Here is a 15,681-nt window from a genome sequence, read left to right as displayed (position 1 = left end):
CCTACTGGCCATGTCCCCGACCTTCGACGGCGCCGTGTCCCGAGACGAGGTCCGATGATCGGCGCGTTCTCCGGCTGGCTGATCGGCGCCACGCTGCTGCTCGCACTGGTGGCCGTGATCACGGCGATCCGTGACCGGCCGATGGGCGTGGTGCTGCTGGCCGGACTGGCCGTGCTGGAGGTGGCGCTGCTCGTCCAGGCGGGACTGGCCCTCGCCGATCTCGGCCAGGTGCGGGAGAAGGCCACCTTCATCGGATATCTCGCTGCGACGGTCGTCCTCCCACCGGCCGCCGTGTGGTGGGGCCGGGCGGAGCGCACGCGCTGGGGCCCGGGCGTCATCGCGGTGGCCGCTTTCACCGTGGCCGTCATGACCGGGCGGCTTCTGCAGCTGTGGGACGCGACGGCATGACCTCGGGTGCGTCGGCCGAGCAGACGGTCGGGTCGGGGCCCGGCCGCGTGCTGGTCGCGTTGTACGGAGTGTTCGCCCTGGCCGCCTCCGCCCGTGCCGCCGTACAGATCGCGACGAAGTTCGCCGAGGCGCCGCTGGCGTACCTGCTGTCGGCCTTCGCGGCCGTCGTCTACATCGTGCTCACCGTGGCGCTGGCCCGCGGTGCCCGCCGGACGGCCCTGGTCGCCTGCGCGATCGAGCTCGCCGGGGTCCTGATCGTCGGCACGCTGAGCCTGGCCGACGCCCAGGCCTTTCCGCATGCGACGGTCTGGTCCGGTTACGGCAGCGGGTACGGCTTCGTGCCGCTCGTGCTCCCGGTGATCGGCCTGGTCTGGCTGCTGCGGCCACGTCGCTCCTGAGTCAGTCCTCCGGGCAGACAGTCCTCCGGGCAGACAGTCCACCGGGGCGATTGAGATACATTTGAGACGATTGTGACACCTGTTCGGGAACATTCGGCGATTCTGCTATGCTTCATCCGGTCATAGGATGTTTACATGATCGGATAGGAGTGTGTTGCCGGCATGGGTGCCGTCGCCGAATTACCGGGGAAGCGTCGCCGGGGCCTGATGCCCTGGCTCATCGCCGGGGGGATCGCCCTGGCGGCGCTGAACCTGCGGACCGCCGTCAGCAGCGTGGGCCCGGTCCTCGACCAGGTCACCGCCGGCCTTCGGATGTCCGCGGCGATGGCGGGTCTGCTCACGACGCTGCCGGTGCTCTGTTTCGCCGCGTTCGGTGCCGTGACGCCCGCGCTGTCCCGCCGCATGGGCGAGCAGCGGCTGATCCTGGTGGCGCTCGTCCTTCTCGGCGCCGGCATGGCGGCGCGCTCGCTGGTCGACAGCGCCGGGGTGTTCCTGGCGGCCAGTGTGGTGGCGCTGGCCGGTGGGGCGATCGGCAACGTGGTGATCCCGGCGCTGATCAAACGGCACTTCCCCAGGCGCGGCGGCGCCATGACGACCGTCTACACGACGGCCCTGGCCGCCGGGACGATGATCGCTGCCGCCGCGACCGTGCCCATCCAGCAGGCCGCCGGCGGAAGCTGGCATGTGGCCCTCGGTGCGTGGGCGGTCCTGGCCGCCGTCGCCGCCATTCCGTGGCTTGCGCTGTGGCGCGGTGAGCCGGAGCGGCGAAGCACCTCCCCGGGGCCCGCGGATCCCGCCGGGCGCAGCGGCAGGATGCTGCGCAGCCGGCTCGCCTGGGCGGTGGCCGGATATTTCGGCTCCCAGTCGATGATCGCCTACGTCATGTTCGGCTGGCTTCCCCTGCTGCTGCGGGACGGCGGGTACGGCCCCGGAGAGGCGGGGCTGATCCTGGCGGTGTTCACCGGCCTAGGGATCCCCGTCTCGATCGTGGTGCCGGTCCTGGCGACCCGCTTCCGCGACCAACGACCCATGGTGGCCGGTTTCGTCGTCTTCTACCTGATCGGGTTCGCCGGGCTGCTGACCGGTCAGGCGCTGTGGTTCTGGTCGATCTTCGTGGCCGTCGGCATGGGGTCCTTCCCCCTGGCGCTGTCCATGCTGGCGCTGCGCACCAGGACGGCGGCGGCCACCGCAGGACTGTCCGCGTTCGGGCAGAGCGCCGGTTACCTGATCGCGGGGGCCGGCCCGATCGCCTTCGGCGTCCTCTACGAGGTGGGCGGCGGCTGGACGCTGCCGTTCTGCCTGCTGTTCGCCGTGGTGGCGGCGCAGGCCGTCACCGGTTGGTACGCGGGGGCGGACCGGGTGCTCGACGACGAGATGCCGCTTTCCCGGCGGGGTGGGCGATTGCGTGCCCGATTCCGGGGCAGTGGCGTCCGAGTCGACGACGGAAGGGGGAGACATGAGCTCGATCGAGCACTCCGTCGAGGTGAAGGTCCCGGCCAGGACGGCGTACAACCAGTGGACGCAGTTCGAGAGCTTCCCGGAATTCATGGAAGGTGTGGAGTCGGTCAAGCAGATCGACGACACGCGAACGCACTGGATCGTCGAGATCGCCGGCGTCCGCCGGGAGTTCGAGGCGGAGATCACCGAGCAGCACCCGGACGAGAGAGTGGCCTGGCGGTCCCTCGACCGGCCGAGGCAGGCGGGCGTGGTGACGTTTCACCGGCTGAGCGACGACACGACTCGCGTGACGCTGCAGATGGAGCACGATCCCGAGGGGCTTGCCGAGAAGGCGGGCGAGTTGCTGCAGATCGTCCGCCTGCGCGTAAGAGGTGACATGGAGCGCTTCAAGGACTTCATCGAGAAGCGCGGCGGCGAGACCGGGGCTTGGCGGGGCGAGGTCCCCGGCCCACATCAGCGGAACGGGGACGGGGAGTACGGAGAACGACGGGGTTCCGGCACCGGATACGACATCGACGAGCCGATGCCGCCGCAGCCGGTGCAGCCCGAGTATCCGCCGCAGGTGCCGCTGCCGCCCCCGGGCGCCGGCCCGATCCCGCCGGTTCCGCCGAGCGGCCGGGGCTCGGTCCCCCCGCCCGGAGCGCCGGGGCCCGTCATCTAGTGCGGCTAGTGCGGCGCGGGTCGATGACCGGCCGTCTCGGCCCGTGCCCGCCGCGGCGGCCTCACCGCGTCCACGCGGCTTTTCCCGAATCGATGGAGGATCCGGCGCGGACGTCGGCCGGTCGCGCATCCGCGAATTCCCGTGGGCGGCGGAGTGGCACGCTCCAACGGTCTGGAATGGCAGCCCGAGGCGACCTGACCTCGCCTCGGGCTGCCGTGACGTAAGCCTAAGGCCTCGCCCCGCGTCGCCGCGCCCCGGGGCACCCCTTCGGCGAGAAGGTGTCGACCCGGCGGTCTCCCGGGCGTCGGCGGCCGGTCTCCCGCACCTCGTTCCCGCGGCCTCCCGCGCGCCGGCGGCGGGTCGAGCCGGGCATCGGAATCATTGAGAGTCTCGTCCATCCGCGTGAAGGGTGGGCCTTCGGGCAGAGAGCGAAGGACCAAGGTCCCTGATATCCGGTCTGTGCTTTCCGACAGGCTGGGACCGTGAAAGCGACGCTCGCCCCCCGGAGGGATGGAATGACCGCCGTTGCCGCCGCACCGGAGACGAGGAAGGGCGGCAGGACGGCCGCTCTCGTGCTTGCCACCGCCGGGTTCGCGGTGAACTTCTGGGCCTGGGCCCTGCTGAGCCCGCTCGGGCCGGCGTACAAGGAACTGCTCGGCCTGACGCCCTTCGAAGTGTCGGTCCTGGTCGCCATCCCGGTCATCGTCGGGTCGCTGGGCCGGATCGTGCTGGGCGCGCTGACCGACCGGTACGGCGGCCGCCTGATGTTCGGCCTGGCCAGCCTGGTCGGCGTGGTCCCGGTGGTCTTCCTCGCTTTCGCCGGCAGTTATCCGGCGCTGCTGGTCGGCGGGCTCGTCCTCGGTCTCACCGGGGCGACCTTCGCCATCGGCGTGCCGTACGTCAACGCCTGGTTCCCGCCCGAGCGCCGAGGTCTGGCGCTCGGGATCTTCGGCATGGGCAACATCGGCACCGCGATCTCCGGATTCGCCACGCCGTGGCTGGCCGAGGAGTTCGGCCGTACGGTCCCGTTCTTCGCGGTCGCCGCCGCGCTGGTGGTCGTCGGGCTCGCCTTCCTGGCGGTCGGCCGCGACGCACCGGGCACGCAGCGGGCCGCCGAGCCGTTCCTCGCCCGGTTCACCGCCGCCGCGCGGCTGCGGATCACCCGGGAGCTGGCCGCGATGTACGCGCTGACCTTCGGCGGTTTCGTGGCGTTCGGCGTCTACCTGCCGCTGTACCTCAAGGAGGTCTACGGGCTGAGCACGGCCGACGCCGCGGCACGCGCCGCCGGTTTCGTGGTGCTCGCCACCCTGGCCCGGCCGGTGGGCGGCTGGCTGGCCGACCGCGTGGGCGGCGCTCCGGTGCTCGCCTACTCGCTGGCCGCCGCGTTCACCTGCGCGATCATCGTCTCCTTCGCCCCGGCGATGCCGCTGGCGACGGTGGGCTTCCTGGCCCTGGCGGCCGCGCTCGGCCTGGGCAACGGCGCGGTGTTCGCCATGCTCGGCCGGAAGGTCCCCGCCGCCATGGTGGGCAGCGCCACCGGCGTGGTCGGCGCCGCGGGCGGCCTGGGCGGGTTCCTGCCGCCGATCGTGATGGGGCTGATCTATCAGGCCACCGGGTCGTACTCCATCGGGCTGATGCTGCTCGCCGCCGTCACCTCCGCCGCGTTCGTCTACTGCTGGTTCATCCTCAGGAGGTCCGGGCAGCCGATGGCACACGCGGGCGATACGACATGATCCGGCACAGACAATGATCCGGCAGAGAAAGAGGACATAGATGTCGAGGATAGACGGGCCGGTCGACGACGCCCTGGTGAAGCTCGGCCGGCACCTGCGGCGCGGCCAGGTCGGCGACGACCTGCGGACGCTGCACCAGATCGGGGGCCGCCGGGGCGACGTGTTCTACCGGGACCGGTGGAGCCATGACAAGGTGGTGCGCTCCACCCACGGGGTGAACTGCACCGGCTCGTGCTCCTGGAAGGTGTACGTCAAGGACGGGATCATCACCTGGGAGGCGCAGCAGACGGACTACCCCAGTGTGGGCGGCGACCGGCCGGAGTACGAACCGCGCGGCTGCCCGCGCGGCGCGGCGTTCTCCTGGTACACCTACTCGCCGACCCGGGTGCGCTTCCCGTACGCCAGGGGCGTGCTCGTGGAGATGTACCGCGAGGCCAAGGCGCGGCTGGGCGACCCCGTGGCGGCCTGGGCGGAGATCACCTCGGACCCGGACAAGCGCCGCCGCTACCAGTCCATCCGCGGCAAGGGCGGGCTGGTCAGGGTGACCTGGGACGAGGCCACCGAGATCATCGCCGCGGCGCACGTGCACACGATCAAGACCTACGGCCCCGACCGGGTCGCCGGGTTCTCCCCGATCCCGGCCATGTCGATGGCCTCCCACGCCGTCGGCGCCCGGTTCGTGTCGATGATCGGCGGCACGATGCTGTCGTTCTACGACTGGTACGCCGACCTGCCGGTGGCCTCGCCCCAGGTGTTCGGCGACCAGACGGACGTGCCGGAGTCGGCCGACTGGTGGGACGCCGCCTACCTGATGCTGTGGGGCTCCAACGTCCCGGTCACCCGTACCCCGGACGCGCACTACATGGCCGAGGCGCGTTACCGCGGGCAGAAGGTCGTCGTGCTCGCCCCCGACTACAACGACGCGGCCAAGTTCGCCGACGAGTGGCTCGCCCCGCATCCGGGCACCGACGGCGCCCTGGCCATGGCCATGGGACACGTGATCCTCAAGGAGTTCTTCGTCGAGCGGGAGACGCCGCGCTTCGCCGACTACGTCAAGCGGTTCACCGATCTCCCCTTTCTCGTACGGCTCCGCGAGCACGACGGGGGCGGCTACGTCCCCGGCAAGTTCCTCACCGCGGCGGATCTCGGCGAGGAGGGCGAGGAGGCCGCGTTCAAGACCGTGCTGCTGGACCGGGGGACCGGCGAGCCCGTCGTGCCGGGCGGCTCACTCGGCTTCCGCTACTCGGCCGAGGGGCAGGGCCGGTGGAACCTCGACCTCGGCGACGTCGACCCCACGCTGACCCTGATCGGAGCGGGCGAGGCCGTGCCCGTCTCGCTGCCGCGCTTCGACGCGGCGGAGGAGGAGGCCGGGGACGGCGGGGTGCTGCGCCGCGGCGTGCCGGTCCGGCGGGTGGGCGGCCACCTCGTCACCACGGTCTTCGACCTGCTGCTCGCGCAGTACGGCGTGGCCCGCGACGGGCTGCCGGGGGAGTGGCCGGCCGGATACGACGACCCGGCCGTGCCGTACACACCGGCCTGGCAGGAGAAGATCACTTCGGTGCCCGCCGCCGCAGCGGCCAGGATCGCCCGGGAGTTCGCGCGGAACGCCGAGGAGTCCGGGGGCCGATCGATGATCATCCTGGGGGCCGGCACCAACCACTGGTTCCACTCCGACACGATGTACCGGTCGTTCCTCGCTCTGGTGACGCTCACCGGCTGCCAGGGCGTCAACGGCGGCGGCTGGGCGCACTACGTCGGCCAGGAGAAGTGCCGCCCGATCACCGGCTGGGCACAGCTGGCCTTCGGCCTCGACTGGAACCGGCCGCCCCGGCAGATGATCGGTACGGCCTACTTCTACCTGCACACCGATCAGTGGCGCTACGACACCCACACCGCCGACGTGGTCGCCTCGCCGCTCGGCTCGGGCGTGTTCAACGGGAAGACGAGCGTCGACCTGCTCTCGCAGTCGGCCCGGATGGGCTGGATGCCGTCCTATCCCACGTTCGACCGCAACTCGCTGGATCTCGCCGACGAGGCCGAGGCGGCCGGCGGACAGCCCGGGCCGTACATCGCGGAACGGGTGAAGGCGGGCGAGCTCGGCTTCGCCTGCGAGGATCCGGACGCGCCGGAGAACTGGCCGCGGGTGCTGACGGTCTGGCGTGCCAACCTGCTCGGGTCCTCGGCCAAGGGCAACGAGTACTTCCTGCGTCACCTGCTCGGCGCCGACTCCTCCGTACGCGCCGAGGAGCTGGGGCCCGACCAGCGGCCCGTGGACGTGACCTGGCGTGAGGAGGGGCCGCGCGGCAAGCTCGACCTGCTGCTGTCGCTGGACTTCCGCATGACCTCGACCACACTGTTCTCCGACATCGTGCTGCCGGCGGCCACGTGGTACGAGAAGCACGACCTGTCGTCGACCGACATGCACCCGTTCGTCCACGCGTTCACCCCGGCGATCGATCCGCCGTGGCAGACCCGTACGGACTTCGCCGCCTTCCACGCGATCGCCAAGGCGTTCAGCGCGCTCGCCCGCACCCACCTGGGGGTGCGCAAGGATCTCGTGGCCGCTCCGCTGCTGCACGACACCCCGGACGAGCTGGCCAACCCGCACGGGACGGTGCACGACTGGCGGGAGACCGGCCAGGCGCCCACGCCGGGCCGTACGTTCCCCAAGATCGTGGTGGTGGAGCGGGACTACGGCGCGATCGCCGAGCAGATGGCGGCGCTCGGGCCGCTGGCCGACAAGCTGGGCGCCACGACCAAGGGCGTCACGTTCGACGTCGAGGCCGAGGTCGACCGGCTGCGCCGGACCAACGGGACCGTGCACGGCGGTGTCGCCGAGGGGCGGCCGTCCCTCGCCACCGACGTGCAGATGTGCGAGACGATCCTCGCGCTGTCGGGCACCACGAACGGCCACCTGGCGGCCCAGGGGTTCGCCACGCTCGCCCGGCGCACCGGGACCGACATGTCCGGCCTGGCCGACGAGCACCGGCGGATCACCTTCGCCGACACCCAGGCCCGCCCGGTCCCGGTGATCACCTCGCCCGAGTGGTCGGGCAGCGAGACCGACGGGCGGCGCTACTCCGCCTTCACGATCAACCTGGAGCACCGCAAGCCCTGGCACACGCTCACCGGGCGGCAGCACTTCTACCTCGACCACGACTGGATGCAGGAGGCCGGCGAGACGATGCCCGTCTACCGGCCGCCGCTGAACACGGCCGCGCTGGTCGACGCCGCCACCGGCGGCGACGGCATCGCCGTACGTTATCTGACGCCGCACTCCAAGTGGTCGATCCACTCCGAATATCAGGACAACCTGCTGATGCTGACGCTGTCGCGCGGCGGCCCGACCATCTGGATGAGCCCGGCGGACGCGGCCAGGGCCGGGATCTCGGACAACGACTGGGTGGAGGCGGTCAACCGCAACGGCGTCGTCGTGGCCCGGGCCGTGGTCTCCCACCGGATGCCCGAGGGCACCGTGTACATGTACCACGCCCAGGAGCGGGTCGTGGACGTGCCGAAGAGCGAGACCTCCGGCCGCCGCGGGGGCATCCACAACAGCCTGACCCGGCTGCTGCTCAAGCCCACCCACCTCATCGGCGGCTACGCCCAGCTCTCCTTCGCCTTCAACTATCTCGGCCCGACCGGCCACCAGCGCGACGAGGTCACGGTGATCCGCCGCCGTTCCCAGGAGGTCGACTACTGATGACCAGGGTTATGGCGCAGCTCGCCATGGTGATGAACCTGGACAAGTGCATCGGCTGCCACACCTGCTCGGTCACCTGCAAGCAGGCCTGGACCAACCGGGCGGGCACCGAGTACGTCTGGTTCAACAACGTCGAGACCCGGCCGGGCCAGGGCTACCCCCGCACCTATCAGGACCAGGAGAAGTGGAAGGGCGGCTGGGAGCTCGGCAAGAACGGACGGCTGCGGCTGAAGGCCGGCGGGCGGCTGCGCAAGCTGCTGACCATCTTCGCCAACCCGCTCATGCCGTCCATCAACGACTACTACGAGCCGTGGACGTACGACTACGACCGGCTGTTCTCCGCCCCCGTGAGCGAGGACACCCCGGTGGCCCGGCCCAGGTCGCTCATCACCGGCGAGCCGACGAAGATCAGGTGGAGTGCCAACTGGGACGACAACCTGGCCGGGGCCCCCGAGCTGGCGCCGGCCGACCCGGTGCTGCGCAAGGTGTCGGACGAGGTCAAGCTGGAGTTCGAGCGGGCCTTCATGTTCTACCTGCCGCGCATCTGCGAGCACTGCCTCAACCCCTCGTGCGTCGCCTCCTGCCCGTCGGGGGCGATGTACAAGCGCTCGGAGGACGGCATCGTCCTGGTGGACCAGGACCGCTGCCGCGGCTGGCGGATGTGCGTGACGGGCTGCCCGTACAAGAAGGTGTACTTCAACCACCGGACCGGCAAGGCCGAGAAGTGCACGTTCTGCTACCCGAGGGTGGAGGTCGGCATCCCGACCGTGTGCGCGGAGACCTGCGTCGGCCGGCTGCGCTACATCGGGCTGATCCTCTACGACGCCGACCGGGTCGCCGAGGCCGCCTCGGTCAAGGACGAGAAGGCGCTGCTGGAGGCGCAGAAGAGCGTCATGCTCGACCCGCACGACCCCGAGGTGATCGCCGCGGCCCGCGAGTCCGGCATCCCGGAGGACTGGCTCGAGGCGGCGCGGCGCTCGCCGATCCACAAGCTGATCTTCGAGTACGGCGTGGCCCTGCCGCTGCATCCCGAGTACCGCACGATGCCGATGGTCTGGTACGTCCCGCCGCTGTCGCCCGTGGTCGACGTGCTGACCAACACCGGTCACGACGGTGAGAAGGCGGGCAACCTGTTCGGCGCGATCGACGCGCTGCGCATCCCCATCGGCTACCTGGCCGAGATCTTCAGCGCCGGCGACCCGGAGCCGGTCCGCGCCGTGCTGCGCCGCCTCGCCGCGATGCGGGCCTACATGAGGGACATCAACCTCGGCCGGGAGCGCGACGAGTCGATCGCGGCGGAGGTCGGGATGACCGGCGCGACGATCGAGGAGATGTACCGGCTGCTGGCCATCGCCGCCTACGACGAGCGGTACGTCATCCCGAAGGCGCACGCCGAGCAGGGCGCCAAGCTGGAGGAGCTCGCCACCGGATGCAGTCTGGACTACGAGGGCGGCCCCGGCATGGGCGGGCCGTTCGGCGAGGCGTCCGGAGGGCCGGCGCCGGTGGCCGTGGAGAACTTCCACGCGCTGAAGGAACGCCAGGCCACCGACGATCTCGGCCGGGCGGACGAACTGCGCGGCCGGGTCAACCTGCTGAACTGGGACGGCAAGGGCACACCCGACGGGCTGTTCCCGAAGCGGAAGGAGAAGCCGTGAGCGGCGACCAGGCCATGCGAAACGTGCACATGGCGGCGTCGGTGCTGCTGGGCTACCCCGACGAGGGGCTCGTCGAGGCGCTGCCCGTGCTGTCCCGGACCGTGGCCGGGCTGCCGGCCGGCGGTGGGCCGGGGGAGGCCGCCGCCCGGCTGACCGCCTTCCTCGACCACGTGGCCGCCACCCCGCTGCCCGAGCTTGCCGCGCACTACGTCGCGATATTCGACCTGAAGCGGCGCTGCTGCCCGTACCTCACCTATTACACCTACGGCGACACGCGCAAGCGCGGCATGGCCCTGCTGCGCTTCAAGCACGCCTATCGGGAGGCCGGGTTCGAGGTGGCCGACGAGCTGCCCGACCACCTGGCCGTGGTCTGTGAGCTGTCCGGCCGGGGCGCCACCCAGGCGGCCGGGCGGCTGCTGCGTGAACACCGCGCCGGCCTGGAGACCCTGCTGCACGCGCTGCGCACCGAGGCCTCGCCGTACGCCGAGGTGGTCGCCGCCGTGCTGGCCACGCTGCCCGAGCCCACCGCGCGCGAGCGCGCGGCCGCCCTGCGGCTGGCAGCGGAGGGACCGCCGGCCGAGGAGGTCGGCCTGGAGCCCTTCGGCCTGGACGCGAGCCTGGACAGCGCCGGCCTGAACGCCGCCGGTATGGCACGGGGAGGAACCCGATGAACGCTCTCGACGTGACGCTGTGGGTGGTCGCCCCGTACGTGTCCCTGACCGTTTTCGTGCTCGGCCACGTCTGGCGCTACCGGTACGACAAGTTCGGCTGGACCACCCGCTCGTCCCAGATGTACGAGTCGCGGCTGCTGCGGATCGGCAGCCCGCTGTTCCACTTCGGCATCCTCGTGGTGCTGCTCGGTCACATCGGCGGCCTGGTGATCCCCAAGAGCTGGACCGAGGCCGTCGGGGTGAGCGAGGAGGCCTACCACATCGTGGCTGTCGTGCTCGGCACGATCGCGGGCGTCTGCACGGTCGCCGGCATGGTCATCCTGATCTACCGCCGCCGCACCGTCGGCCCGGTGTTCACCGCCACCACACGCAACGACAAGCTGATGTACGCCCTGCTCGCGCTGACGATCCTGCTCGGGCTGGCCGCGACCGTCATGGCCAACATCGTCGGCGGCGGCTACGACTACCGCACCACGATCTCCCCGTGGTTCCGGTCGGTCTTCTACCTCCAGCCGGAGGCGAGCCTGATGGCGGGCGCCCCGCTGCTGTTCAAGCTGCACGCGCTCAGCGCGCTGGTGCTGTTCGCCGCGTGGCCGTTCACCCGGTTGGTGCACATGCTGACCGCACCGGTCGGCTATCTGACCCGTCCGTACATCGTCTACCGCAGCCGCGAGGACGTGGCGGGCTCCCGCCCGCCGCGCCGCGGCTGGGAGCCGATCGGGCGTCCCTGACGCCCGCCGTGCCGTACCGGAACCCTGTCGCCGCTCACGCGCCGGTACGGCACGGCGGACCTGACCGGGCCCTTCCCCGGAGCCGCACGGGGAGGGGCCCTTCGCCTGCTTACAAGCGCCTGCCCGAGCGGCTCAGGCGGCCCGGACGCGGGGGCGCGCCGACAGCGCGGCCCGCGCGGCGGAGACCGCGCTGTTGATCGCGACCTCCCCGAGCAGGCCGGGAGCGGCGACGCCGTCACCGGCCAGCCAGACGCCGTCGCCGCGGTCGATGGCCGGCCGGTCGCGCCAGGTCGTCCCCGGCAGGTCGAGCGCGCCGGTCCGCCGGTTCGCCACACCGTCGCGGCGCCAGGTCACCCGCTCGCGCCAGCCCGGCATCCCGAGATCGGCCAGCCGTTCGAGCCGGTCCAGGGCCTGCGCCTTCGACTCGCCGGCCCGCATCGGCATGTGCGACTGCACGAGGCTCTCCCCGGGCGGAGCGAGCGTCGGGTCCGACAGCGAGCAGCGCTCCAGGAAACCGCCCTCGTCCAGGTCCGAGACCAAGAAGAGGTCCGCCCGCTCTCGCCGTACGCCCAGGTCGAGCAGGACGGCGCGGCCGCTCTCCCAGCGCAGGGTCTCGTCGCCGAGCAGCACCCGGGCGGCGTCCAGCGAGGTGGCGACGATGACCGGGCCGTCCGGGAGCCGGTCGACCCGGGAGCCGGTCTCGATCCGGACGCCCAGCGCGCGGGCGTGTTCGGCCATCCGCCCGATCAGGCGCCCCCACCCGCCGATGACGTAGCGGGCCTGCGGGGGCAGGGCGGTCACCCGCCGGAACCGCTCCCAGACGAAGGCCGCCGACAGCCTCCCGGGGTCGGCTTCGAAGGTCACCACGCCCAGCAGGCCGCCGACCGCCCTGGCCGCCTCGGCGCCGAAGTGCCGGGTGGCCCACTGGCCGAACGCCTCGTCGACCGGGGCCGTCATCCCCCGCCGGGCGATCATCCGGAACAGGCTCAGCGGGGGCCGCCCGATGACCCGGTCCGCGTGCCGGAACCGCACGCGGCGCAGTTCCCGTACGCCCGGGGTGACGATCGGGTGGGCCAGGCCGCGTTCCGCCAGCCAGCGGAGGGACGCGCCGGCGTAGAGAGCGTGCGGGCCGTCGTCGGCGACGTACGGCTCGGCGGACGACCGCGCGCGGCCGCCCAGCGTGCGGTGCGCCTCGTACAGGGTGACGCTCGCGCCGCCCTCGGCACAGGCGATGGCGGCGGTCAGACCGGCGAGTCCGCCGCCGACGACGGTGATGGTGTTGTTGTCGCTCATGCCCGTCCGGACGCACCCGGCTCCCGCGGATGTGACATCGACCGGAGACGACTCAGCTTCTCGGGGTTGGCGACCAGGTAGACGGTGGTGATCAGGCCGTCCTCCACGACCAGCGAGAGCATGGTGATCACCACTCCGCCGACGGTCACCAGCACGGCCGGACCGCCGTTCACATCGGTGATCTCCACGCCGAAGCCCGCCGGTCCGATCTCCGCCGCGAGCCCGCCGGATGGTGGGGCCGCGAACGCCCGCCGCAGTCGCCGCAGGCTGCGTTCGCCCGCAAGAGAGGCCATGAACCGGGCGACGTGGTCGGCGCCGTACAGCACGCGCAGCGGCGCCTTCGCCTTACCGCCGCCGTCACCGACCAGCGTCACGTCCCGGGCCAGCAGCGACGTCAGCCCTTCGAGATCGCCCTCGACGCAGGCGGCCAGGAACCGTTCGGTCATCCTCCTGCGCTCGCCCCGGTCCACGTCGAACCGGGGCCGGCGCTCGCGGACGTGCTCTCGGGCCCTGCGGGCGAGCTGCCGCACGGCCGGCTCGCCCCGTCCCACGACCTCGGCGATCTCGGCATGGGGGAGGCCGAAGGCCTCGCGCAGCACGAACACCGCCCGCTCCAACGGCGAGAGCGTCTCCAGGACGACCAGCAGGGCGAGCTCGACGCTGTCCGCCAGCTCGGCGCGCTCTGCCGCGTCCGCCGTCGTGATGATCGGTTCGGGCAGCCAGGGCCCGACGTACGCTTCGCGGCGGGCCCTGACCCGGCGCAGCCGGTCGATGGCGAGGTTGGTCGTCACGCGGATGAGGTACGCCTTCGGTTCGGTCACCTTCGCGTGATCCACCTCCGACCAGCGGAGCCAGGTCTCCTGGACCACGTCCTCGGCGTCGGCGACACTGCCGAGGATCCGGTACGCCACGCCCGTGAGCAGGCCGCGATGCTGGGTGAACAGGTCAGCGGTCATATGAGTGCAGACCTATCACGCTCGCTCGGATGTGACATCCCGGCGGCGGCTCGCGCCGATTACCGCACTCGCACGGACTCCTATACACTGGGCTCGCAATCGCAAGGGGCTATAGCGCAGCTGGTAGCGCACCTCCATGGCATGGAGGGGGTCTGGGGTTCGAGTCCCCATAGCTCCACACACATATGAACGCGGACGAAGAGCCGCCTCCGACCGGGGGCGGCTCTTCGGCGTCTTCGGGTGGTTCTCGCCCGTGGTCTTCCACCCGCGCTCTTCCGCCCCGTGGGGGACGGCCCAGGGCCGAAGGTCCCGGCCAGGTCGGGACCTCGGGTGCGCCGCGGACGAGCCGTACGGCTCTGCGATCCGGACGCCGGAAGCGATGTGATTAAGGCGTCGAACAAAGGAATCGCAAAGCGAAGGAAAGGGGCCGGTCATGGCCACCATCGAAGGACGTCGCCAGAGGAACAACGCCGGTGTCGTTCCCCCTGCCACCGAGACCGGCAGGCACACCGTCCCCGTCACCCGGATCCCGGTGGACCCGGCCGCCGGCCGTAAGCGTGAAACGGACGGAGCACGCACCGGACCCGCCGCCTACGCCTGGGCGCTCGCCCGGATCGCCCTCGGCTGGGTGTTCCTGTGGGCCTTCCTCGACAAGACCTTCGGCTGGGGGTTCGCCACTCCCGCCGACAGGGCCTGGGTCCAGGGTGGCAGCCCGACCACCGGTTTCCTGAAGGGCACGGCCGACAACGCGCTCGGCGGGTTCTTCGGCGGGCTGGCCGGTCAGGGCTGGGTCGACCTGCTGTTCATGCTCGGGCTGCTGGGCGTCGGCGGGGCGCTCATCGTGGGTGCGGGGATGCGGATCGCGGCGGTCGCCGGCGGTCTGATGATGGTCCTGATGTGGGCCGCGGCGCTGCCCCTGGTCACCAACCCCTTCATGGACGAGCACATCGTCTACGCGATCGTGCTGGCCGGTCTGGCCATGGCGAACGCCGGCGACACCCTGGGCATCGGCGCCTGGTGGGGCCGGACCGCCCTGGTCAAGCGGCTCCCGATCCTCAAGTGAGGCCGCCCGCGGCGACTCGGCCGCATGTGGCGACGCGCCCACCCCCAGCCCCCGGGGGTGGGCGCTTTTCTCTGCCGGCGCACCGAGTGGAGCAACGCGCAGGTCATGGAGGTGGCCGCGGAGTGACGCGGCGGAGGGTGACGTAGTGATCACTTGTCCTTGACAGTGATCTCTGACCGGAGAACTGGTTAAATATCAAACTAGCTGTGGAATGGCTTGACTTTGCCCGTCGAGGACCCCTATTTAAGAGAAGGTAAAGACAGCTGATCAGTTGGCGGCGAGGATGACAATCGAATCAGGGTCGGGCGGCCTCGGTCACGAGTACCGGGTGCTCCAGGCCGAGGCGTTCAATCGCATCGGCTCGCGGTATGACGAGGCCTTCCCCCACAAGGACGGCCAGGTCGCCGCCGGCGAGTGGATGATCAAGCAACTCAAGCCGGGCGCCCGCGTCCTCGACGTCGGCTGCGGCACCGGGTCGCCCACGGCACGGCAGTTCGCCGACGCCGGATGCGAGGTCGTCGGCATCGACATCTCGCCCGTGATGCTGGACCTGGCCAGGCAGAACGTTCCCGTGGGCACGTTCCTCGAGGTCGACGTCCTCGACCTCGACACCTCGCTCGGCACGTTCGACGCCGTCGCGGCCTTCTTCAGCCTGCTCATGCTGCCCCGCGCCGAGATCGGCAAGGCGCTCGCCAACCTGCGCACGGTGCTCGCACCCGGCGGTCTGCTCTCGCTGAGCATGGTGGAAATCGACCTCGACGACGTTCCTTTCCAGTTTCTCGGCGCCCCGGTCCGGGTGACCGGATATCTGCGCGACGAGTTGCGCGAGGTCGTCGAGGCCGCCGGTTTCACTGTGCTCTCACAGAATCACATTTCGTATGCCCCGGCGACCACCCAGGCACCGCCGGAAATCCAGCTGTTCCTCAATTGCCGCAGCGACGGATTCTGAAC

12 protein-coding genes, 1 tRNA gene and 2 pseudogenes are annotated in these 15,681 nt (G+C 71.2%); 13 read left to right on the top strand and 2 right to left on the bottom strand.

Annotated elements, in window-relative coordinates; genetic code table 11:
* Positions 1-54: 54 nt before the first annotated feature.
* The 10 genes and pseudogenes from AP234_RS21425 (at position 55) to narI (ending at position 11,418) form a co-directional block, all read left to right on the top strand.
* Positions 55-408 carry a hypothetical protein gene (locus AP234_RS21425; RefSeq protein ID WP_055481455.1) on the top strand — a complete coding sequence of 118 codons (354 nt, stop codon included), beginning with the start codon at positions 55-57 and terminating at the stop codon, positions 406-408.
* The gene (locus AP234_RS21420) at positions 405-806 is read left to right on the top strand and encodes a hypothetical protein (RefSeq protein ID WP_055481517.1); all 402 of its coding nucleotides are present in this window, start codon (positions 405-407) and stop codon (positions 804-806) included. Before AP234_RS21425 ends, AP234_RS21420 begins: the two co-directional genes overlap by 4 nt.
* A gap of 162 nt (positions 807-968) precedes the next feature.
* Positions 969-2,039: pseudogene (locus AP234_RS35200) on the top strand (MFS transporter); the annotation flags it as partial.
* Positions 2,040-2,262: 223 nt separating this feature from the next.
* Positions 2,263-2,589, top strand: a pseudogene (locus tag AP234_RS38805) (SRPBCC family protein); the annotation flags it as partial.
* A 51-nt stretch (positions 2,590-2,640) separates the two neighbouring features.
* Positions 2,641-2,925: a hypothetical protein gene (locus AP234_RS38800; protein WP_235558306.1), complete on the top strand. Its 285-nt coding sequence runs from the start codon at positions 2,641-2,643 to the stop codon at positions 2,923-2,925.
* Between the two features lie 515 nt (positions 2,926-3,440).
* A complete protein-coding gene (locus tag AP234_RS21405) occupies positions 3,441-4,658 on the top strand; it encodes an MFS transporter (RefSeq protein ID WP_055481453.1) in 1,218 nt (405 codons plus the stop codon).
* Between the two features lie 40 nt (positions 4,659-4,698).
* Entirely contained in the window at positions 4,699-8,361 is a 3,663-nt protein-coding gene (locus AP234_RS21400) for a nitrate reductase subunit alpha (RefSeq protein ID WP_055481452.1), read from the top strand.
* The gene (narH, locus tag AP234_RS21395; protein WP_055481451.1) at positions 8,361-10,016 is read left to right on the top strand and encodes a nitrate reductase subunit beta; all 1,656 of its coding nucleotides are present in this window, start codon (positions 8,361-8,363) and stop codon (positions 10,014-10,016) included. Before AP234_RS21400 ends, narH begins: the two co-directional genes overlap by 1 nt.
* Positions 10,013-10,687 carry a nitrate reductase molybdenum cofactor assembly chaperone gene (gene narJ, locus AP234_RS21390; RefSeq protein WP_235558299.1) on the top strand — a complete coding sequence of 225 codons (675 nt, stop codon included), beginning with the start codon at positions 10,013-10,015 and terminating at the stop codon, positions 10,685-10,687. The genes narH and narJ overlap by 4 nt, the downstream gene beginning before the upstream one ends.
* On the top strand, positions 10,684-11,418 hold the full coding sequence (narI, locus tag AP234_RS21385) for a respiratory nitrate reductase subunit gamma (protein ID WP_055481450.1): 735 nt from the start codon (positions 10,684-10,686) through the stop codon (positions 11,416-11,418). The genes narJ and narI overlap by 4 nt, the downstream gene beginning before the upstream one ends.
* Before the next feature lie 132 nt (positions 11,419-11,550).
* On the opposite strand, the gene AP234_RS21380 is transcribed toward narI, so the two are convergent.
* Positions 11,551-12,711 (bottom strand): NAD(P)-binding protein, encoded by a 1,161-nt coding sequence (locus tag AP234_RS21380; protein WP_055481449.1) that lies wholly within the window; start codon positions 12,709-12,711, stop codon positions 11,551-11,553.
* Positions 12,708-13,667 (bottom strand): RNA polymerase sigma factor SigJ, encoded by a 960-nt coding sequence (sigJ, locus tag AP234_RS21375; RefSeq protein WP_055481448.1) that lies wholly within the window; start codon positions 13,665-13,667, stop codon positions 12,708-12,710. Before sigJ ends, AP234_RS21380 begins: the two co-directional genes overlap by 4 nt.
* A 105-nt stretch (positions 13,668-13,772) precedes the next feature.
* Here sigJ and AP234_RS21370 point away from each other — a divergent pair.
* The 3 genes from AP234_RS21370 (at position 13,773) to AP234_RS21360 (ending at position 15,679) form a co-directional block, all read left to right on the top strand.
* Positions 13,773-13,845: transfer RNA gene (locus AP234_RS21370), tRNA-Ala, on the top strand.
* A 255-nt stretch (positions 13,846-14,100) separates the two neighbouring features.
* Entirely contained in the window at positions 14,101-14,730 is a 630-nt protein-coding gene (locus tag AP234_RS21365) for a hypothetical protein (protein WP_235558298.1), read from the top strand.
* A 283-nt stretch (positions 14,731-15,013) separates the two neighbouring features.
* Positions 15,014-15,679, top strand: coding sequence for a class I SAM-dependent methyltransferase (locus AP234_RS21360; RefSeq protein ID WP_055481447.1), 666 nt, complete (start codon positions 15,014-15,016; stop codon positions 15,677-15,679).
* The last annotated feature ends 2 nt before the right edge of the window (positions 15,680-15,681 follow it).

The sequence above is a fragment of the Sphaerimonospora mesophila genome (assembly GCF_001417795.1).
GTDB classification, from domain to species: Bacteria; Actinomycetota; Actinomycetes; order Streptosporangiales; family Streptosporangiaceae; genus Sphaerimonospora; species Sphaerimonospora mesophila.
The sequence above is the reverse complement of the archived record's forward strand: the minus strand, read 5'-3'. Positions and strand labels throughout refer to the sequence as shown.